This window comes from Streptomyces sp. NPDC104307 (assembly GCF_055584045.1).
The window spans coordinates 186,596-205,213 of the sequence record NZ_JBVJMU010000003.1; the positions used below are offsets into that span (position 1 = coordinate 186,596).

At 69.8% G+C, this 18,618-nt stretch carries 18 protein-coding genes; 6 read left to right on the plus strand and 12 right to left on the minus strand.

What is annotated here, in order from left to right; translation table 11 throughout:
• Positions 1 to 131: 131 nt before the first annotated feature.
• Positions 132 to 1,286 carry a lipid II:glycine glycyltransferase FemX gene (locus tag ACZ601_RS10915; RefSeq protein WP_469535702.1) on the plus strand — a complete coding sequence of 385 codons (1,155 nt, stop codon included), beginning with the start codon at positions 132 to 134 and terminating at the stop codon, positions 1,284 to 1,286.
• 15 nt (positions 1,287 to 1,301) lie between these two features.
• Here the strand turns inward: ACZ601_RS10915 and ACZ601_RS10920 are convergent, their stop codons facing one another.
• The 8 genes from ACZ601_RS10920 to ACZ601_RS10955 all read right to left on the minus strand — a co-directional run bounded on the left by ACZ601_RS10920 (position 1,302) and on the right by ACZ601_RS10955 (position 9,603).
• On the minus strand, positions 1,302 to 2,663 hold the full coding sequence (locus ACZ601_RS10920; protein ID WP_469535706.1) for a UDP-N-acetylmuramoyl-tripeptide--D-alanyl-D-alanine ligase: 1,362 nt from the start codon (positions 2,661 to 2,663) through the stop codon (positions 1,302 to 1,304).
• Between the two features lie 153 nt (positions 2,664 to 2,816).
• Positions 2,817 to 3,440: a D-Ala-D-Ala dipeptidase VanX gene (gene vanX, locus ACZ601_RS10925; RefSeq protein ID WP_469535709.1), complete on the minus strand. Its 624-nt coding sequence runs from the start codon at positions 3,438 to 3,440 to the stop codon at positions 2,817 to 2,819.
• Positions 3,433 to 4,503: a D-alanine--(R)-lactate ligase gene (gene vanA / locus ACZ601_RS10930; RefSeq protein ID WP_469535712.1), complete on the minus strand. Its 1,071-nt coding sequence runs from the start codon at positions 4,501 to 4,503 to the stop codon at positions 3,433 to 3,435. Before vanA ends, vanX begins: the two co-directional genes overlap by 8 nt.
• A complete protein-coding gene (locus tag ACZ601_RS10935; RefSeq protein WP_469535715.1) occupies positions 4,496 to 5,473 on the minus strand; it encodes a D-isomer specific 2-hydroxyacid dehydrogenase family protein in 978 nt (325 codons plus the stop codon). Before ACZ601_RS10935 ends, vanA begins: the two co-directional genes overlap by 8 nt.
• A gap of 232 nt (positions 5,474 to 5,705) precedes the next feature.
• Positions 5,706 to 6,797: a sensor histidine kinase gene (locus ACZ601_RS10940; RefSeq protein WP_469535718.1), complete on the minus strand. Its 1,092-nt coding sequence runs from the start codon at positions 6,795 to 6,797 to the stop codon at positions 5,706 to 5,708.
• Entirely contained in the window at positions 6,790 to 7,485 is a 696-nt protein-coding gene (locus ACZ601_RS10945; RefSeq protein ID WP_469536473.1) for a response regulator transcription factor, read from the minus strand. The genes ACZ601_RS10940 and ACZ601_RS10945 overlap by 8 nt, the downstream gene beginning before the upstream one ends.
• A gap of 211 nt (positions 7,486 to 7,696) precedes the next feature.
• The gene (locus tag ACZ601_RS10950; RefSeq protein ID WP_469535721.1) at positions 7,697 to 8,347 is read right to left on the minus strand and encodes a response regulator; all 651 of its coding nucleotides are present in this window, start codon (positions 8,345 to 8,347) and stop codon (positions 7,697 to 7,699) included.
• Positions 8,335 to 9,603 (minus strand): sensor histidine kinase, encoded by a 1,269-nt coding sequence (locus tag ACZ601_RS10955; RefSeq protein WP_469535724.1) that lies wholly within the window; start codon positions 9,601 to 9,603, stop codon positions 8,335 to 8,337. The genes ACZ601_RS10950 and ACZ601_RS10955 overlap by 13 nt, the downstream gene beginning before the upstream one ends.
• A gap of 168 nt (positions 9,604 to 9,771) precedes the next feature.
• Between ACZ601_RS10955 and ACZ601_RS10960 the strand changes: the two genes are divergently transcribed.
• Positions 9,772 to 10,296 (plus strand): hypothetical protein, encoded by a 525-nt coding sequence (locus tag ACZ601_RS10960; protein WP_469535727.1) that lies wholly within the window; start codon positions 9,772 to 9,774, stop codon positions 10,294 to 10,296.
• Between the two features lie 106 nt (positions 10,297 to 10,402).
• On the opposite strand, the gene ACZ601_RS10965 is transcribed toward ACZ601_RS10960, so the two are convergent.
• A complete protein-coding gene (locus ACZ601_RS10965) occupies positions 10,403 to 10,945 on the minus strand; it encodes a sugar O-acetyltransferase (protein ID WP_469535729.1) in 543 nt (180 codons plus the stop codon).
• Positions 10,946 to 10,995: 50 nt separating this feature from the next.
• Positions 10,996 to 11,922: a LysR family transcriptional regulator gene (locus ACZ601_RS10970; RefSeq protein WP_469535732.1), complete on the minus strand. Its 927-nt coding sequence runs from the start codon at positions 11,920 to 11,922 to the stop codon at positions 10,996 to 10,998.
• Positions 11,923 to 12,066: 144 nt separating this feature from the next.
• Here ACZ601_RS10970 and ACZ601_RS10975 point away from each other — a divergent pair, with 144 nt between their 5' ends.
• The 3 genes from ACZ601_RS10975 (at position 12,067) to ACZ601_RS10985 (ending at position 13,814) form a co-directional block, all read left to right on the plus strand.
• A complete protein-coding gene (locus ACZ601_RS10975) occupies positions 12,067 to 12,384 on the plus strand; it encodes a 4a-hydroxytetrahydrobiopterin dehydratase (protein WP_469535734.1) in 318 nt (105 codons plus the stop codon).
• Between the two features lie 153 nt (positions 12,385 to 12,537).
• A complete protein-coding gene (locus ACZ601_RS10980) occupies positions 12,538 to 12,765 on the plus strand; it encodes a hypothetical protein (protein ID WP_440573726.1) in 228 nt (75 codons plus the stop codon).
• Positions 12,766 to 13,016: 251 nt separating this feature from the next.
• Positions 13,017 to 13,814: a putative protein N(5)-glutamine methyltransferase gene (locus ACZ601_RS10985; protein ID WP_469535737.1), complete on the plus strand. Its 798-nt coding sequence runs from the start codon at positions 13,017 to 13,019 to the stop codon at positions 13,812 to 13,814.
• Positions 13,815 to 13,861: 47 nt separating this feature from the next.
• On the opposite strand, the gene ACZ601_RS10990 is transcribed toward ACZ601_RS10985, so the two are convergent.
• Positions 13,862 to 14,377, minus strand: coding sequence for a pyridoxamine 5'-phosphate oxidase family protein (locus ACZ601_RS10990; RefSeq protein ID WP_469535739.1), 516 nt, complete (start codon positions 14,375 to 14,377; stop codon positions 13,862 to 13,864).
• A 136-nt stretch (positions 14,378 to 14,513) separates the two neighbouring features.
• Between ACZ601_RS10990 and ACZ601_RS10995 the strand changes: the two genes are divergently transcribed.
• Positions 14,514 to 17,510: a bifunctional [glutamine synthetase] adenylyltransferase/[glutamine synthetase]-adenylyl-L-tyrosine phosphorylase gene (locus ACZ601_RS10995; RefSeq protein ID WP_469535741.1), complete on the plus strand. Its 2,997-nt coding sequence runs from the start codon at positions 14,514 to 14,516 to the stop codon at positions 17,508 to 17,510.
• Positions 17,511 to 17,613: 103 nt separating this feature from the next.
• On the opposite strand, the gene ACZ601_RS11000 is transcribed toward ACZ601_RS10995, so the two are convergent.
• A complete protein-coding gene (locus tag ACZ601_RS11000) occupies positions 17,614 to 18,570 on the minus strand; it encodes a phosphatase PAP2 family protein (protein WP_469535744.1) in 957 nt (318 codons plus the stop codon).
• Between the last annotated feature and the right edge of the window lie 48 nt (positions 18,571 to 18,618).

The following is an 18,618-nucleotide window of genomic DNA, read 5'->3' on the forward strand; positions in this document are numbered from 1 at the left end:
TCGTTCCGCAGCCCAGGGCGAACTGGTGCGGGTTCCGTGCCGGGGCCCGCGGAGCGGCTGAGTGGCGCGTATCTTCGGCATATCGAAAAGCGGATACGCGCCGGCAACACGGGGCCGACTTGGCTGGCGCCATGTCCTACCGCGAACCAGCACCCCTGTTCCTCCCTGTGACACTGACCGTCGCGCCGATCAGCGACGCCGAGCACCTGGCCTTCGTGCGGGCGCGTCGGTCGGTGAACTTTCTGCAGACTCCGGCGTGGGGGCGGGTGAAGACGGAGTGGCGCAGTGAGTCGCTCGGATGGTTCGACGGCGGTCGGCTTGTGGGGGCGGGGCTTGTCCTTCACCGGCCGGTGCCGGGGCTGTCGCGGTTCACACTTGCGTATGTGCCGTGGGGTCCTGACATCGACTGGTCCGGGGACATCGGTGCGTGGCTCGACCCGCTGGCGGCATATCTCAAGGTCCGTGGCGCGTTCGCGATCCGGCTGTGCCCGCCGGTGCGGACGCACACCTGGGATGCGGCGCAGGTCAAGGACGGCGTGGCCGATCCTGCGGTGGGGCGGCTCACCGGACTCCCCGACGGGCACGTCGATCCGACCGGTGCCGAGGTGAGCCGACGGCTCCGGGCGGGCGGCTGGCTGCCGCAGAGCCCTGAGGACGGGTTCGGGGCCGGGCAGCCGCAGTTCACGTACGAGGTGCCGCTGGTGGGAAGGTCGGAGGACGACGTTCTGAAGGCTATGAACCAGCAGTGGCGCCGCAACATCAAGAAGGCCGCGAAGGTGGGGGTCGAGGTCACGGTCGGTGCCGCGTCGGACCTCGCGGCGTTCCACGAGCTCTACGCGCACACCGCCGCGCGCGACGGATTCACGCCGCGGCCGTTGACGTACTTCGAGACGATGTTCGCGGAGTTGAGCGCCGAGGATCCCGGACGGATCGTGCTCTATCTGGCCCGCCACGAGGGTGAGTTGGTGGCCGCGACGATCCTGGTGCGGGTCGGCGGACACGCCTGGTACGCGTACGGCGCCTCCTCGACGGCCAAGCGTGAGGTGCGGGGTTCCAACGCCTGCCAGTGGGCGATGATCCGTGACGCTCTGGCGGCGGGCTGCGACGTGTACGACCTGCGCGGCATCACGCCAACGCTCGACGTCGCCGATCCGCAGGTGGGCCTGATCCGGTTCAAGGCCGGCACCGGGGGGCGGGCGGTGCGGTACGTCGGGGAGTGGGATCTGCCGCTGCGACCGCTGGTCTACCGCGCCTTCGACCTGTACATGCGCCGGCGCGGGCGCTGAGCCCGCGCCGCACGGTTACCCGAGTGCGGCGGCCACCTCGTCGAGGCGGGCGCCGCGCGACGCCTTCACGAGGACGATGTCGCCGTCGGTGAGGTGCTCGCGCAGCCAGTCGACGGCCGCTCGGTTGTCGGTGAGTGCGACCGCCCGCATTCCCGCGGCGGCGGTGACGGGGCGGGCGGTTTCGCCGACGACGGCCACCAGGTCGGCGCGCGCGGCTGCGTATTCGCCCACTGCTCGGTGTTCGGCCTCGCTGTCGGCGCCGAGTTCGAGCATCGCGCCGAGTACGGCGATACGGCGGTGGCCTGTGATGGCCGCGAGTGTGTCCAGGGCGGCTCGGGTGGAGTCGGGGTTGGCGTTGTAGGAGTCGTTGAGCAGGGTCGCGCCGCAGGCCAGGGGGCGCACCTCCATGCGCCATTTGGACAGTGAGGCGGTGCTGAGGGCCACCGCCGAGGTGACCAGGGGGATTCCGGCCGCGAGTCCCGCCGCTGCGGCGGCCGCCGCGTTGAGTGCCTGGTGGGCGCCCACGATCGGCAGCGCGACACGGGCCGAGGCGCCGGAGGTGCGTAGCGTGAAGGTCGCCCGGCCCAGGCGGTCGAGGACCAGTTCCTGGACACGAATGTCGGCGTGTTCGGCGCGGCCGAAGGTCAGGACCGGCCCGTCGGTCAGCGCACGCATCGCGACGACGCGGGGGTCGTCGGCGTTGAGGACGGCAGTGCCGCCGGGTGCGAGGCCACGCACGAGTTCGCCCTTGGTCCGTGCGATGGCCGCACGCGAGCCGAACTCCCCGATGTGGGCCTGGCCGACATTGAGCACGACCGCGATGTCGGGTGCGACCAGGCCGGTGAGGTGGGCTATGTCGCCGAGGTGGCGGGCGCCCATTTCGAGGGCGAGGAAGCGGGTGTGCGCGTCGGCGCGCAGCATGGTCAGGGGCACGCCGAGTTCGTTGTTGTACGAACCGTGTGTGGTGACGGTCGGCCCGGCGCCAGAAAGGACCGCGGACAGCAGGTCCTTGGTGCTGGTTTTGCCCTGCGAGCCGGTCACCGCTACGACGGTGAGCCGCTCGCGCAGCCGGGCCACGGAGTGGGCGGCGAGTGTCTGCAGTGCGGCCGGTACGTCGTCGACGACGACGGTGGGGAGCGGTGTCGGCCGGGAGCCGAGCACGGCGGTCGCCCGGGTGCGGCCGACGTAGTCGTGGCCGTCGGCGTGCTCACCGGCCATGGCGACGAAGAGACCGCCCGGTTCGCCGTGCCGACTGTCGAGTACGGTCGGCGCACTCACTGTGACGGTCACGTCACCCGTGACCCGGCCGCCGACGAGCGCGGCGATCTCGGCGAGGGAGAGGTGGTGCGGGGCGGGGGACAGCCGGCTCTGAGTCATGGCTCCAGTGAAGGCGGCGGGGTGTTGCCGGGGCGTATGCGGTTCTCGATACGCCGGCGATAGGTGGTGGTTCTGGTGGGGCTGCCCTTAGCTTTCGCCGTTCGGCGTCCGGGGACGCCGGGGCTCCGCCGGACCGGCGGAGCCTCGCGGTATTCATCCCAGGCTCACTTGTGTGATGGGAAAGTCGAAATACGTGTCCGGGTAGGGCTCGTCCTTGAGCGTGTAATGCCACCACTCGCAGGCGTAGGAGCTGAATCCGCTGGTCTCCATGATGGAGCGAAGACGTCTGCGGCTGTCCGCCGCGGCCTGCGGGATTCCATCCGCTCCGTGGTGCGAGACCGTGTCCATCAGATCGTGGTCGCCACCCATGGCGGCGAGGTCGCCGCTGTCCAGGCAGTACAGCGTCAGGTCGACCGTACTGCCGCGGCTGTGGCCCGACTTGGCGGCCACATATCCGTTCTCGAACATCTCGGGCCGGTCGATATTGGGGTAGTGGCGGTGCTTGGTGCGGCCGTCCTCCGGCTGCTCCGACCAGCGCAGGAAAGAGTCCACGGCGCGCTGCGGACGGTAGCCGTCCCAGAGAAGCAGGCCGAACCCGTACGAGGCCGCCTCCTCTCGTGCGCCCTGCAATCCCGCACACAGAGCCCTGGTGCCGACGATGCGATTGGCCAGGTATCCGACGACCGGTCTTCCGGTGAAGTTGTCCCACGTGGCGTACTTGGCGTCCCAGCGGACCCCGGGCATGAACTCGTCCATGAAGACGAAGTCGTTACGCATCGGCCTGCTCCGTCGAAGGCAGGGACCGGGCGAGCACCCCGGTCACCAGACGGTCGATCACATCGGACAGCGGAACCCCGGCGGCGGCCATCATCCTCGGATAACGGCTGTAGGAGGTCATGCCGGGGAACGTGTTGACCTCGTTGAGGACGACCTGTCCGTCGTCCTTGAGGAACAGGTCCACGCGGGCGAGGCCGCTGCAGCCCAGGGCGCGGTAGACGGCCTTCGCCACTTCCTGGACGCGTGCCCGGGATTCAGCCGGAATATCGGCGGGGACAATCGGCGTCGAATTGTCGGAGCCGGTCTCGGGTTCGTCCTCCTGGTGGATCCGGAAGAAGCCGTGGGACAGGGCGATCCGGTCGACTTCCCCCGCGATCAGGTCCGTTCCCCCGCCCAGGATGGCGCATCCGACCTCGCTGCCGACGACCGCCTCCTCGACCAGAACCTTCGTGTCATACCGCCGGGCAACGCGCAGCGCGGCCGGAATGTCTCCCGCATGCGAGACCTTGCTGACCCCGAAGGAAGATCCCGAACGGGCCGGCTTCACGAAGACGGGATAGGTGAGCCGGTCGGCGTCGATGCCCTCGCCGGCCGGGACCGTCCGGAAATTCGGCGTGGCGATCCCGGCGTCCGCCGCGACGACATAGGCGAGGGACTTGTCCATGCTCAGCGCGGAACTCTGGACATCGCAGCCCACGTAAGGGATTCCGGACAGTTCGAGCAGACCCTGGATCGCGCCGTCCTCCCCGAGTCTGCCGTGCAGGACGGGCACCACGGCATCCAGGCCGATCGTCTCGTACTTTCCCTGATCGAGGACGAGCAGTCCGCGCACACCTCGGTCCGGGGACAGCACGGCGGACCGGTACGCGACGGCGCTTTCCCAGTCCGCGGCGGGGCCTTCGCAGAGTTTCCAGGCGCCGCCGCGCGTGATCCCGATGAAGTGCGGCTCGTACTTGTCCGGGTCGAGGTTCCGCGCGATCTCCTGCGCTGACTTGACGGAGATGGGGTGTTCCTCCGAGCAGCCTCCGAAGAGGATTCCGACCTGAAGTTTGGCCTTAGACATGCTGATTCCCGCTTTCGAATTCCAGACAGTTGATGATCGAGTTCTCTACCGTGTCGCTCAGGGCGCGGTCCGTGTAATACGCGATGTGCGGACTGATGAACGCGTTCGGCATTTCCTGCAGCCGCAACAGTGACTTGCTCTCGATGGGCGCGTTCCGCCGGTCGACGTAGAACACGCCTTCCTCGCCCTCGACGACATCGAGGGCGACACCGCCCAGGTGTCCGTCCTCCAGCGCCGCGACCAGCGCGGCCGTGTCGATGAGGGCACCGCGCCCGGTGTTGACCACGAACGCGCCGGGTTTCATGTGCCGGATGCGCGCACGGTCGAGAAGGTGGTGCGTCTCGGCGTTGAGTGGCGCATGGAGCGTGACGACGTCGCTCGACCTCAGCAAGTCATCGAGCGACACCACGTCGCCGGGGTCGCCGGCACGATTTCCGTGCGCCAATATCCGGCATCCGAAGGCGCTGAGCCTTTCCGTGACGGCCGTGCCGATGCGCCCCGTTCCGACCACGCCGACGGTCAGGTCGCGCAGCTCTCTCCCTCGTACGTCGTGCAGTCGGTAGTCGTGCACATCCGTGCGGCGGACGGTGGACTTGGCGTGGCGCACTGCCATCAACAGCATCATCACCGTGTAGTCGGCGACGCTGTCGGGCGAATAGCAGACGTTCCCGACGGAAATGCCGAGGCGAGCCGCATAATCCACGTCGATGTGGTCGTACCCGATGCTTCTTGTGGAGATGTAGGAGACGCCGACTCGGCTCAGCACCCGAAGTCCCGCCGGGGTGATCCGGGTCTTGTGTCCGACGCTGATGCACCGGTTCCCGGATGCCAGGTAAACGTCATCCTCCGACACCGCGGATTCTGTGATCGTCAGTGTCACGCCGAATCGGGGCGCCAGTTCACGGAACCGAGCGGCTTCGTCCCGCCCACATCCGAAGGCGGTGATTCCCACTGGTTCGCTGTAGGTCATGCCTCCATTCAAGGAGACCGAGTGTTGCCGGCACGTATGCAGTTTTCGATATGCTGCCGATACGTTGGCGCGGTGCTGGTCACCCGGCCATAGTCGACGGGCGGCACTTCGACGTCGGCCGAGGGGCCCTGGCCCCAGCGTCCTGGCCTATGACGGACGAAACCCACCGTGCGATCCGGCCGAGAGCATCCTGTACTTCGGCATGCTCGTGGTCCTGTCGGATGAGCGCGTATCACGACCGCGGGGAGGTGCCTGCGGGCAGTTCCACCGTGATGCGCAGGCCGCCCGTGTCACGCGGGGTGAGGGTGAGGGTGCCGTCGTGCGCGCGAGTGATGGTGGTGACGATGGCCAAGCCGAGGCCGACGCCCGTCTGGTTGGCGTGGATACGCTCGGTGCCCCTCTGGAATGGTTCGGTGAGCGTCGAGACCATGTGTGGAGGCAGTTTCTCGCCGGTGTTTTCGACCGTGAGTATCACGGTGCCGGAGTGGACGCCGGTAGTGACCCACACCCTGCCCTGTTCGGACAGATTGTGGACGATCGCGTTGTGCACGAGGTTCATGGTCAGTTGCATCAGTAGCGCCGGCGATCCGCTCGTGGGGGTGATGTCGCCGCGGGTCTCGATGGTGACGCCGTTCTTTTCCGCGAGGGGGAGAAGCGTTTCGGTGGCTTCTTCCGCCATGAGGGACAGGTCGACCTGTTCGCGGGCGAAGGATCGCTGGTCGGCTCGGCTGAGCAGGAGCAACGCTTCAGTGAGGTCGATCGCTCGGGTATTGACAACCTGGAGGCGGTCGAGGACTTCGCCGGTGTCGTGTGATGGATCTGTGCGGGCCACGTCGAGAAGTGACTTCGAGATGGCCAGCGGAGTGCGCAGTTCGTGCGAGGCGTTCGCCGCGAATCTCTGCTGCTCGGCGACGTGTGCTTCAAGCCGAGCGAGCATCGCGTCGAAGGCGTCGGCAAGTTCGCGGAACTCGTCCCGGCGGCCCGGCATCTGGATACGGTGCGAGAGCGATCCCGTAGCGGCCGTGCGGGTAGCGTTGGTGATGCGGGCCAGGGGGGCGAGCATACGACCAGCGAGGATCCATCCTCCCATGAGGCCGAACACGAGGAGGAGCACCATTACTGCGGCTGCCGTTGGCGCGAAACCCTGCACGAAGTCGATGACCGGGTTTCTTTTCCACGCCCCCTCTTCGTTGGTTTGCAACCACCCCTGTCGCAGGAGGAACACTCCTGCGGCGGCGAGCGCCAAGGCACCGGCGAGCATGAGGAATCCGGCGTAGCTGAGGGTGAGCTTGAGGCGGACACTCAATCCAGGCGCTCTATCCATGGTTCCCTCCCCCCTCTCCGGCCTGCGGCTGTGCATCGATCCGGTAGCCGACGCCGGGGACCGTGGCGATGATCCACGGCTCACCGAGACGCTTGCGCAGTGCTGAGACGGTGATTCGGACAGCATTGGTGAACGGATCGGCGTTCTCGTCCCACGCGCGCTCCAGAAGTTCCTCGGCGCTGACGACACCGCCCTCGGCGGCGATGAGGACCTCAAGTACGGCGAACTGCTTGCGCGTCAGCGCGACGTAGCGGCCGTCCCGGTAGACCTCGCGTCGGAACGGGTCCAGCCGCAGCCCTGCGATTTCACGGACCGGAGGCCGGCTGTGGGCCCGCCTGCGGTCGAGTGCCCGGAGCCTGAGGACGAGTTCCTGCAGTTCGAACGGTTTTGTGAGGTAGTCGTCGGCGCCGAGTTCGAAGCCGGATGCCTTGTCGTCGAGGCGGTCGGCCGCGGTCAGTATGAGGATCGGCATGCCGCTGCCCGAGGCGACGATGCGTTTGGCGATCTCGTCACCGGAAGGGCCGGGGATATCGCGGTCGAGGACGGCGATGTCGTATCTGTTGATGCTCAGCATTTCCAGGGCGGTGTCGCCGTCACCCGCGAGGTCGGCCGCGATCGCTTCCAGGCGCAGGCCGTCGCGGATGGCTTCCGCCATATAGGGTTCGTCCTCGACGATCAACACACGCATACTCTCGATGTTACGAGCGGGCACATATCGTCCGCGTATCAAAAACCGCATACGCGCCGACAACACCGTGCCACCGGCTGTCAGCGCATCGCGACCGCCTTCGACGAACATCCCGGAAAGACATTCGGGTACCGCAGCGAGGCCACCGCCTTCTAGCTGAAGAACCTGCTGCCTGTGTTGTAGTCCCTGATCAACTCTGGGCCGTCTATCGCTAGCCGTTCGCGACGCCGAGCAGGCGAAGGACAGCCAGCACTCGACGGTGGTCGGCCTCCGCCCTGGGCAGGTCGAGCTTGGTGAAGATGCTGTTGATGTGCTTGGCAACCGCGCTGTCGCTGATCACGAGTCCGGCCGCGATCCCGGCGTTGGACCGGCCGCCCGCCATCAGTTCCAGCACCTCACGCTCGCGCGGCGTCAGCCGGTCGAGCGGATCGCTGTGGCGCCGCACCAGCAATTGTGCAACGACCTGCGGGTCCAGCGCGGTGCCGCCGGCCGCGACCCTGCGTGCCGACTCCGCGAACTCCTGGACGTCAGCGATCCGTTGCTTGAGCAGGTAGCCGACGCCGGACGTGTTGGTGGCGAGGAGATCGACCGCGTACCGCTCTTCCACGTACTGCGACAGCAACAGCACGGCGGTGTCCGGCCACTGCTGACGGATCACGAGAGCGGCTCGCACCCCCTCGTCGGTGAATCCGGGCGGCATCCGGACGTCGACCACGGCGATGTCCGGCCGATGCTCTTCCACCGCCGTCAGCAACCCCGCCGCGTCGGCCACCTCGGCGCACACCTCGAAGCCCGCCATCTCCAGGACCTTGACCACCCCGATCCGCAGCAGGACGGAATCCTCGGCGATCACGGCGCGCACGGCAGCTCCACGGTGACAACAGTCGGGCCCCCGAGGGGACTGCGGCAGGAGAACGTGCCGTCGACAGACGCGACGCGCTTGGCGAGTCCCGCGAGCCCGGTGCCCGAGACACCCGAGGGATCCGCGCCTCCTACGCCGTCGTCCGTGATGGCGATCAATAGTGTCCCCCTCGTCTGTTCGATGGTCACTTCGGCTTTCGAAGCCTGGGCGTGCTTGACCACGTTTGTCAGGGTCTCGGAGACCACGAAGTACGCGACCGCTTCGACGGTGGGCGATGAGCGCCGCTCCATGTTCACCGACAGGCGGACCGGCAGGGGAAGCCGGGCGGCGACGCCGGAGAGGGCGGCGTCGAGCCCGCGGTCCTCCAGAACCGCCGGATGTAGGCCACGTACGAGATTGTCCAGCTCGGAGATGGCCTCCTTCGCCTCGCGGTGCGCCTCGTCAATCACCCTTCGGGCATCCTCCGGCAGGTCACCGAGTGTGGCCTTGGCGAGGCCGAGGTTGACCGCGAGCGCCACCAGACGCTGCTGCGCACCGTCGTGCAGATCGCGCTCGATCCGTCTCCGCTCGGCGTCGGCCGCGTCGACCACGCCCGCGCGGCTCTCGGCGAGGTCTTTCACGCGTCGGGTCAGTTCCTCCTCGCGGCTCGGCCCGAGCAGCGCGTTCGCCGCGCGGGTGTCCCGGCGTGCCAGCCCGTTCGCCAGCCAGGCGGTCAGGTAGAGCAGGGCGACGCCTGCGGCGGTGACATACGCCGCCTTCACCGCATAGCCCGCGTTCTCCGCCCGCCACTGCCACGGGGTCACCCAGAGCCACACACAGACCGAGGCCGCGGCACCCCCCGCTGCCCACAGCACCAGGACCGCCAGACCGCCGAGCGCGCACAGCGGACCCACGAGCAGGTGGTAGCGCAACTGGCGGCGGCCCGGAGCCGAGCTCAGCCACTGCCGGATGCCCTGCCGTCCGGGCCGCTCCGCCAGGCCCGCGGGAGCGGGCACGACCACGTCCAGCCGGTCTCGGAAACGTGCCCGTTGCACCCGGGTGAGCAGCGGACCGGCGAGCACCACGGTGGCCGACGGCACCACGACGGCCACCGTCACGGCCCACAGCGCCGCCGGCACGAAGTAGATCCATGGCAGCGCCAGGACCAGCAGCACACCGAACTGGATCGCGATGCCGGCGCAGTGGAACGCCGTGGCGCGGCCCGCACCTCCGAACGGCCGCCGCAGAAGATCCGGTTGCCACGTTCTGAAGTGCATGCCCGAAACAGTAGAGCCGCTCGCCACCGCCGGGCCATGACGTCTGCGCCCGGGGCCGGGGTGCACTTTTCTCCACCCCAGGCCGGATAGCTGCGTGACTGACGGTGCCTGGGTACGAGACGGAGGCTGGAGGTCGTAAGGGAAGGGAACGCGAAAGGGAGCGAGAGCATGCGAGAACTGGCCTCACATACTGAGCGGTTCGTAGCCGGAGGCGGCGAGGGTACGGAGGGCGGCGAGGGTGCGGAGGGCGTTCTGCCGCACGACCGTGCGCGGCCGGAGGGGGCAGACCGGGTGGTGGCCGAGGCCGAGCCGGGCTCGCGGCTGGTCGGCCGGGCCGGGTGGCTGCTGGTCGTGTGCGGGCTCGCTCTGCTGCCCTGGCTGTACGTGCTGGCGACTGGGCTGCCCGCCGCCGCGACCGCCGCCCGCTGGCAAGTCCCCTGGATGGGGCTCGATGCGCTTGAGGCGGTCGGCCTGATCGGCACCGGAGTCCTTGCTGCCCGTGGCGACCGGCGGCATCGCTTGGCGGCCACCGCGGCCGCCACTCTGCTTGTGGTCGATGCCTGGTTCGACACCACGACGGCTGCTGCGGGGAGCGACCTCGTCACGGCGATAGCGATGGCGGTCTGTGCCGAGCTTCCGCTGGCCGCGCTGTGCGCATGGCTGGCGGTGCGGGCGCCGGGGCGGCGGGCCTAAGACCCGACCCTGCGGACCTGCCGACGGCCAGGCACCCTGCGGACCTGCCGACGGCCCAGCCTGCGTAACTCCCGCGCGGCGCTGCTGAGTACCGTTCCGGGCGGGATCACCACCGCCTCCGCACCGCCGCCTTGCCACCCGTCACCAGGCTGGCCGGTGGAACGTCATCGGCCACGACGGAGCCGGCGGCGATGACCGCGTCGCGGCCGATGCTGACGCCCGGCAGGATCTTGGCTCCGGCGCCGATCCACACGTTCTCCGCCACGTCGATGGGCGCGCCGGTCAGCCATTCCCGCCGCTCCCCGGGATCGACCGGGTGGCCGAGGGTGATGAACATGACGTTGGGTCCGACCATCACCCGCTCACCGAGCCGGATGCCCGCGTAGTCCAGGAACGTGCAGTTCTGGTTGATGAACACCCGCTCGGCCAGGTCCAGTCGGAGCCCGTGGTCCGTGTAGAAGGGCGGGTAGACCGTGACCTTCGGGGGCAGCGGTCTGCCGAGGATCTGATCGAACAGCTCGGCCTTTCCCGTCTCGTCCTCGAAGGGCAGGACGTTCAGCCGGGAGGTGAGCCGGGTGGCCAGCAGGACCCGCTCGGACATGGCACGGAACTCGGGGCTGTGGACGCGCATGAGGCGGTCGTTGGACATGCCACGATCCTTTGCGGTGGTGGGGTGCGGTGACGGGGACGACGGCCGGTTCACGTTGCCCAGGTCGGGCGCCAGACCGGTCCGGCGAGAGGCGGCAGGCCTTCGAGGTGGGCGATGACCCCGCGCAGCCCCGGATGGGGGTTCGCCGCGGGGACGATGAGCGACAGCGGGTACGCGAGGGTCGGACTCACGACCGGGATGCGGCGCAGGTCGTACTCCGCCGGCCAGGTGTACCGGTCGCGCGCCCCCACGAGGGTGGCCACCTGCCCGGACTCCGCGAGGGTGTCGAGGAGCACCTCGTCACCGAAGTGCGGCCCGGCCGCGTCGATACGCAGGTCGAACGCGGTGACGAGCTGGTCGTAGAAGTCCGACCACTCGCTCAGTGGCGCGATGCCCGGCACCCAGATCCGGTGCTTGCGCAACTGCGCCGGTGTCAGGCTGGACGCGGAGGCGAGCGGATGCGCCGGGCCGACCAGGAGTTCCAGGGGAGAGTCGAACGCGTGGATCATCCGCACCCCGGGCGGCAGCGCGTCCGGGTCCGTGACGGTGCGGAACGAGGCGTCGATATCGCCCGCCGCGACGGCGGCGGCCGCCACACGCGGGTCGTTGACCCGGAGGGTCACCACGTCGAGGCCGGACTCCGGACGCGACCGCCAGTAGTCGTGCAGCACGAGGGCCTGCGCGCTCCGCAGGCCGAGGACGTCGATGCGCAGGGCCCGTGAGCCCGGCCTGACCGCGGCGACGGCGCGCTCGACACCCGCCACGATGCTCCGTGCGTGGGGGAGGAAGGCCTGACCGTCCAGGGTCAGCTCAACCCCTCGGGGGGTGCGGGTGAACAGGCGGACCCCCAGCTTCCGCTCCAGCGCGGCGATCCGCTTGGAGACCGCCTGCTGCGTCACGCCCAGCTCATCGGCCGCATGCCGCAGCTGCCCGAGCTCGGCGGCCCGGACGAACGATCGCAATGCCTCGGTGTCCACGTCGTCATCCTAGGCAGCCACAACCAATCGTTGTGGCTTGAAGAGGGCTGGTGGTGCGACGGACTACTCGCAGTCCGGTGCAGGATGCCCCGATCGGCCAAGACCTTGCTGAGGTGTTGGCATCGGTGACCGAGAGGGGATGACATGGCGGGCGTACCGCAGCCGCTGACCGACGGGGAGATCGCGGAGCGGCTGGCCGCGCTCCCGGAGTGGACGCGAGACGGAGACGAGATCCACCGTCGCGTCGACATCCGCTACCACGCAGGCGTCGCGATGATCGTGCACATCGCAGACCGGGAGCGGCGCATCGGCCACCACGCCGACATCGATCTGAGGATTGACCACCTGCACATCGCGGTCACCACACACGACGCCAACTACAAACTGACGGAGGCGGACTTCGACCTGGCCGCCCGCATCGACGCCATCGCGGCGGCCCACCAAGACACGCCCCTCGACTGACACCCGAACGCACCGCGCGGCGCGGTGTTGGTCCTCTGTTCCTCACGTCATCGGGCTCCGGAACGGGCCGCGCCTGCGGAGCCCAAGGTTCCGGTGGACCGTACCTGTCCGATCACTGACAATGAAGCCAAGGCAGCAAGGGACGGGGGAGCCATGGTCGAGATCTTCGTACTGCTCGGTGTGCTGTTCGCGGTGATCGTCTTCCTGATCGTGAAGCTGATGCTGAAGGAACGGCGCCGCTCCACGGACAACTTCGACGGCCAGCAGATCGAGCGACACCACAGCGCCGAGGCCCGGCACACCCGGGCGGCCAACACCTCGGTCGCCGTACACAGCCGCTTCATCGACGGCGGCAACGACTGGCGGCCCCGGAAGCGCTGACGCCCAGCGGGGTCCGGCACGCGCCGGACCCCGCTGGGGTAGGGTGACGTTCCCCCGTACGGGGACGTACGCGCGATTCCCCGCACGGGGACGCACCGCAAGACAAGACCCCGCACGGGGACGTACCGAAGGAGGTGGGACCCATCACCGCTGTATCAGGCTGGGTGCTCGCCCCTCGTCAACGCGTGGCCGATCGGACATAACCCGGCCGCGGAGCACCCATCGGCGTTTTTCCCGAAAGGCTCCGCTCCATGCCGGTCCCGCTGTCACCGCTCGACCTCTCATCCGTCATCACCACCCTCCGCACCGCCGGCTGCGTATTCGCCGAGGACGAGGCGGAGCTGATCGCCTCCACCGCTGCCGACCCCGCCGCGCTCACCGCCATGGTGGAGCGCCGCGCCGCCGGTCTGCCCCTGGAACACGTCCTGGGCTGGGCCGAGTTCAGCGGGCTCCGGATCGCCGTGGACCCCGGGGTCTTCGTTCCCCGCCGCCGCACCGAGTTCCTGATCCGGCAGGCCGTGGAACTCGCCCCGAGACCCGCCGTCGTGGTCGACCTCTGCTGCGGCACGGGCGCGCTCGGCGCCGCGCTCGCCGCGGCGCTGGAGGATGTCGAACTCCACGCCTCCGATGTCGAACCCGCCGCCGTGCGCTGCGCCCGGCGCAACGTCGGTGAGCTGGGCCGGGTCTACGAGGGCGACCTCTTCGCGCCGCTGCCCGGCTCGCTGCGCGGGCGTGTCGACGTACTGCTCGCCAACGTGCCGTACGTACCGACCGGGGATGTCGCACTACTCCCCGCGGAGGCGCGCGTGCACGAGCCGCTGGTGGCGCTCGACGGCGGCGGCGACGGTCTCGACGTCATGCGCCGGGTGGCCGCAGAAGCGCCCAGGTGGCTGGCGCCGGGCGGCAGCCTGCTGGTCGAGACGAGCGAACGGCAGGCCGCCGCCGCAGAGGAGATCGTCGGCGGCAGTGGCCTGATCCCGCGCGTGGTCAGTTGCGACGAGCTGTACGCCACCGTCGTGACCGGGACCATGCCCGACCCGTCCCGGTAGCTCGGGCGGGACCATGCCCGAGCTACCGGTGCCCGAGACCCGGTCGCTCAGGCGAAGCGCCACCGGGTCTGGGTGAACCGCTCGCCCTTGCCGAAGCCGAAGACCGTGCGCGGGGAGACCGCGAAGACCTCGGCCCGGTTGCCCTGAGCACCCACGAAGACGCCGTCCGCGACGTCGAAGTGCCAGAACTTCCCGTACTTCGCCTCCCAGGCCTGGGCGAGAGCGGTCAGCGAGGCCGCGTCCGTCACTCGTTCCGCCCGGCCCTCCACCACCACGTCGAAGCCCTCGGTCCAGGCGTTGGTGCCGGTCGTGAGGACCACTTCGGGGTTGGCGGCCAGGTTGCGGCCCTTGCGCTCCTCCGCGCCGGTGGAGAAGTACAGCGCCCCCTGCCACCAGACCCCGATCAGCGGGGTGACGTGCGGGCGGCTGTCGGGGCGGACCGTCGTCAGCCAGTACAGCTCGGCATCGGACAGCAGTTTCCGCGCGTCGGCCCAGCGGGCGGGCTCCGCGCCGGCGCTGCTGTATCGGGGGTCCAGCTCGGCGTGCGGTTCGGCTGCGGACATGATCGGGCCTCCAGAAGGATGCTGAACGAGATTTGCCGGTGAAGTACAGACTGTGCGACCGCCCCGTATTCATCGGTGCGGGACTAGGCTCGTAAGACTGGTACGTGATCGGGCGGCGAGCAGGAGAGAGCACGGAATGACGACGTTGCCGGGGCGCAGGAGCAGCACGTTCACCCGATTGCTGCGACACGGATTCACCGACCCGTCCGCCGCCGAACGGCTGCTCGACCTGCCGGACCTGACCTCCGTACGCTCCGACCCCGTCCTCCTCGAAGCGCTCGGCGCCACCGCCGACCCCGATCTCGCGCTGCGCGGCGTCGTACGGCTCGTGGAGGCCGAGGAGGCGGACGAGCGGCAGATCCTGCTGGACACCCTCGTCACCGCCAAACCGCTGCGGGACCGGCTCCTCGGGGTGCTCGGGGCGTCCGAGGCGCTCGGTGACCACCTGGCCCGCCACCCCCGCGACTGGCAGGCACTCGTCACGTACGAGGCCACCGATCTGCACCCCGGGGTGGCCGAGTTCGAGCACGAGCTGGCCGGGGCCGACGACCAGGACGCCCTGCGCGTCGCCTACCGCCGGTGCCTGCTGTCGATAGCGGCCCGGGACGTGTGCGGCACCACCGATGTCGCCCAGACCGCCGCCGAGCTCGCGGACCTGGCCACCGCGACCCTGCGGGCCGCCCTCGCCATCGCCCGTACGGCGACGCCGGAGGACGCCGCGCAGTGCCGCCTCGCCGTCATCGCGATGGGCAAGTGCGGCGGCCACGAACTGAACTACGTCTCCGACGTGGACGTCATCTTCGTGGCGGAACCCGCCGACGGCGCCGAGGAGAGCGCCGCCATCCCGGCCGCCACCCGGCTGGCCGCGCACATGATGCGGATCTGCTCCGACACCACCGTCGAGGGCACCATCTGGCCCGTGGACGCCAACCTCCGCCCGGAAGGCCGCAACGGGCCCCTGGTGCGCACCCTCTCCTCGCACCTCGCCTACTACCAGCGCTGGGCCAAGACCTGGGAGTTCCAGGCGCTCCTCAAGGCCCGGCCGGTGGCCGGTGACCCCGCGCTGGGCGCCGAGTACGTCGACGCCGTCTCGCCGCTCGTCTGGCAGGCCGCCGACCGGGAGAACTTCGTCCCCGACGTGCAGAAGATGCGCCGCCGCGTCATCGACACGATCCCCGTCGACCGGGTCGACCGCGAGATCAAGCTCGGCCCCGGCGGGCTGCGGGACGTCGAGTTCGCCGTACAGCTGCTCCAGCTCGTGCACGGCCGCAACGACACCGCCCTGCGCAGCGGCTCGACCCTGGAGGCCCTGGGCGCGCTCGCCCGGGGCGGTTACGTGGGCCGGGTGGACGCCGCGCAGCTGGACGACGCCTACCGCTTCCTGCGGACGATGGAACACCGCATCCAGCTCTACCGGCTGCGCCGCACCCACCTGGTCCCGGAGGACGAACCGGACCTGCGGCGCCTCGCCCGCTCGCTGGGCATGCGCACCGACCCCGTCACCGAGCTCAACCAGGCCTGGAAGCGGCACGCCTCCGTGGTGCGCCGGCTGCACGAGAAGCTGTTCTACCGGCCGCTGCTCGACGCGGTCGCCCAGCTCGCCCCCGGCGAGTCCCGGCTCAGCGCGAAGGCCGCCGCGCACCGGCTCGAAGCCCTCGGCTACGAGGACCCGGCGGCCGCGCTGCGGCACCTGGAGGCGCTGTCGTCCGGCGTCTCGCGCAAGGCCGCCATCCAGCGCACCCTGCTGCCCGTGCTGCTCGGCTGGTTCGCGGACTCCGCCGACCCGGACGCCGGGCTGCTCGGCTTCCGCAAGGTGTCCGACGCCCTGGGAAAGACCCCGTGGTACCTGCGCCTCCTGCGCGACGAGGGTGCGGCGGCGGAGAACCTCGCCCGGGTCCTGTCGGCCGGCCGGCTCGCCCCCGACCTGCTGCTCCGCGCCCCGGAGGCGGTGACCATCCTCGGCGACCCGCAGGGGCTGAAGCCGCGCGGCCGGGACGCCCTGGAGCAGGAGGTGCTGGCAGCGGTGGGGCGCTCGGGAAGCGCGGAATCGGCGGTGGCGGTGGTGCGCGGGGTGCGCCGGCGCGAACTGTTCCGGACCACCTCCGCAGACCTCATCAGCTCCTACGGCACCGAGGACAGCCCCGCGGAACAGGACCCGGGCGCGCTCGTCGACCGCGTCGGCACCGCCGTTACCGACCTCAACGCCGTCACCATCGCCGGGGCCCTGCGCGCCGCCGTGCGCGCCGAATGGGGCGACACCCTGCCCACCAGGTTCGCCGTGATCGGCATGGGCCGCTTCGGTGGCCAGGAGCTCGGATACGGCTCCGACGCGGACGTCCTGTTCGTCCACGCGCCGCGCGAGGGCGTCGACGAGCAGGAGGCGGCACGGGCCGCGAACCGGGTGGTGGCCGAGATGCGCAGGCTGCTCCAGCTGCCCACCGCGGACCCGCCGCTGATCATCGACGCCGATCTGCGCCCCGAGGGCAAGAGCGGACCGCTGGTCCGCACCCTGAAGTCGTACGAGGCGTACTACCGGCGCTGGGCGCTGGTCTGGGAGAGCCAGGCGCTGCTGCGCGCCCAGCCGATGGCCGGCGACGCGGATCTGGGCCGCGACTTCATCGAGCTGATCGATCCGCTGCGCTACCCGCCCGAGGGACTGGGGGAGGACGCGGTCCGCGAGATCCGGCGGCTCAAGGCCCGGATGGAGTCCGAGCGGCTGCCGCGCGGGGCTGACCCGACGCTCCACACGAAGCTGGGCCGGGGCGGGCTGAGCGACGTCGAGTGGACGGTCCAGCTGTTGCAGATGCAGCACGGCTGGGCGGAGCCGGGGCTGCGGACCACCCGGACCCGTGAGGCGCTGGCCGCGGCGTGCGCGGCGGAGCTGCTCTCCGCCGAGGACGCGCAGACGCTGGACGAGGCGTGGGTGCTGGCGACCCGGGTCCGCAACGCGGTGATGCTGGTACGGGGGAGGCCGGGCGACACGTTCCCGTCCAACCCCCGGGAGCTGACCGCGGTGGGACGGTACCTGGGGTACGAGCCCGGCCACGTCGGCGACATGCTGGAGGACTACCGGCGGATCACCCGGCGGGCGCGGGCGGTGGTGGACGAACGGTTCTACGGGGCGGCGGTGTGAGGCGGGGCTGCCCCGGGCTAATCAAGCCCCTCCGGCGATTGAGGAGCGGGGTCCGGGGCGGTGCCCCGAAACCCGGGCGCGCCCGGCCCGTCTCACCCCGTCCTCAGTTCCGCCCCACCGCGGCCTTCGTCCGGTGGACCGACAGCGCGGACAGCCGGGCGCGCCCGGCGTCCTTCGGGGGAATCCGCCTCGGCAGATGGTGCGGCAGCGCTCCGTACCAGGCGTACGACACCGCGTAGCCGAAGGCCAGGCAGGCCATGCCGCCCACCGCGTCCAGCCAGAAGTGGTTCGCGGTCGACACGATCACCATCAGGGTGACCACCGGGTAGAGCAGGCCCAGGATCTTCGCCCAGGGCGCGGAGGCCAGTGCGAACACGGTCAGCCCGCACCACAGCGACCAGCCGATGTGCATCGACGGCATCGCCGCGTACTGGTTCGACATCTGTTTGAAGTTGCCCGAAGCCATCGAACCCCAGGTCTGGTGGACCATGACCGTGTCGATGAACGTGCTGCCGTTCATCAGGCGGGGTGGCGCCAACGGGTACAGGTAGTAGCCCGCCAGCGCGGCCGCCGTGGTCGCGAACAGGGCCAGCCTGGCTGCCGCGTAGCGGCCCGGGTGACGGCGGAACAGCCACACGAGCACAGCGATGGTGACGATGAAGTGCAGTGTCGCGTAGTAGTAGTTCATCGACACGATCAGCCATGTCACCGAGTTGACCGCGTGGTTGACCGACCGCTCCACCGCGATGCCCATGAACCGCTCGACCGACCAGATCCAGTCGGCGTTGGCCAGGGCCGCCGCCTTCTGCTCGGGGACGGCGTTGCGCACCAGCGAGTACAGCCAGTAACTGACCGCGATCAGCAGGATTTCGAACCAGAGGCGTGGCCTTCGCGGGGACCGTGGACCACGCAGCCCTGCCAGGGTGCGATCGCGCAGTCTTCGCATCCGGTTCACGTTGCCGGGTTGCTTCGTGTTCGCCTCGGGAGCCGCCTCGTTCACGATGGGTGACGGGGTGGCCTCCGTACGGCCTTCCTGTCGTTTCACGCTCAATTCACCCATAGGCACAGAGTCTGCCAGATTCGCCCCCTCCGCCTGATGATCCTCCGG

Bases quoted from the DNA above. Each gene is read 5' to 3' on its own strand.
- vanX (WP_469535709.1), bottom strand. From the start codon at position 3,440: ATGCGTAACGACTTCGTCTTCATGGACGAGTTCATGCCCGGGGTCCGC.
- ACZ601_RS10945 (WP_469536473.1), bottom strand. From the start codon at position 7,485: ATGCGTGTGTTGATCGTCGAGGACGAACCCTATATGGCGGAAGCCATC.
- ACZ601_RS10935 (WP_469535715.1), bottom strand. From the start codon at position 5,473: ATGACCTACAGCGAACCAGTGGGAATCACCGCCTTCGGATGTGGGCGG.
- ACZ601_RS10980 (WP_440573726.1), top strand. From the start codon at position 12,538: ATGGTCGAGATCTTCGTACTGCTCGGTGTGCTGTTCGCGGTGATCGTC.
- ACZ601_RS10940 (WP_469535718.1), bottom strand. From the start codon at position 6,797: ATGGATAGAGCGCCTGGATTGAGTGTCCGCCTCAAGCTCACCCTCAGC.
- ACZ601_RS10915 (WP_469535702.1), top strand. From the start codon at position 132: ATGTCCTACCGCGAACCAGCACCCCTGTTCCTCCCTGTGACACTGACC.
- ACZ601_RS11000 (WP_469535744.1), bottom strand. From the start codon at position 18,570: ATGGGTGAATTGAGCGTGAAACGACAGGAAGGCCGTACGGAGGCCACC.
- ACZ601_RS10995 (WP_469535741.1), top strand. From the start codon at position 14,514: ATGACGACGTTGCCGGGGCGCAGGAGCAGCACGTTCACCCGATTGCTG.
- ACZ601_RS10920 (WP_469535706.1), bottom strand. From the start codon at position 2,663: ATGACTCAGAGCCGGCTGTCCCCCGCCCCGCACCACCTCTCCCTCGCC.
- ACZ601_RS10975 (WP_469535734.1), top strand. From the start codon at position 12,067: ATGGCGGGCGTACCGCAGCCGCTGACCGACGGGGAGATCGCGGAGCGG.
- ACZ601_RS10965 (WP_469535729.1), bottom strand. From the start codon at position 10,945: ATGTCCAACGACCGCCTCATGCGCGTCCACAGCCCCGAGTTCCGTGCC.
- vanA (WP_469535712.1), bottom strand. From the start codon at position 4,503: ATGTCTAAGGCCAAACTTCAGGTCGGAATCCTCTTCGGAGGCTGCTCG.
- ACZ601_RS10985 (WP_469535737.1), top strand. From the start codon at position 13,017: ATGCCGGTCCCGCTGTCACCGCTCGACCTCTCATCCGTCATCACCACC.
- ACZ601_RS10990 (WP_469535739.1), bottom strand. From the start codon at position 14,377: ATGTCCGCAGCCGAACCGCACGCCGAGCTGGACCCCCGATACAGCAGC.
- ACZ601_RS10955 (WP_469535724.1), bottom strand. From the start codon at position 9,603: ATGCACTTCAGAACGTGGCAACCGGATCTTCTGCGGCGGCCGTTCGGA.
- ACZ601_RS10960 (WP_469535727.1), top strand. From the start codon at position 9,772: ATGCGAGAACTGGCCTCACATACTGAGCGGTTCGTAGCCGGAGGCGGC.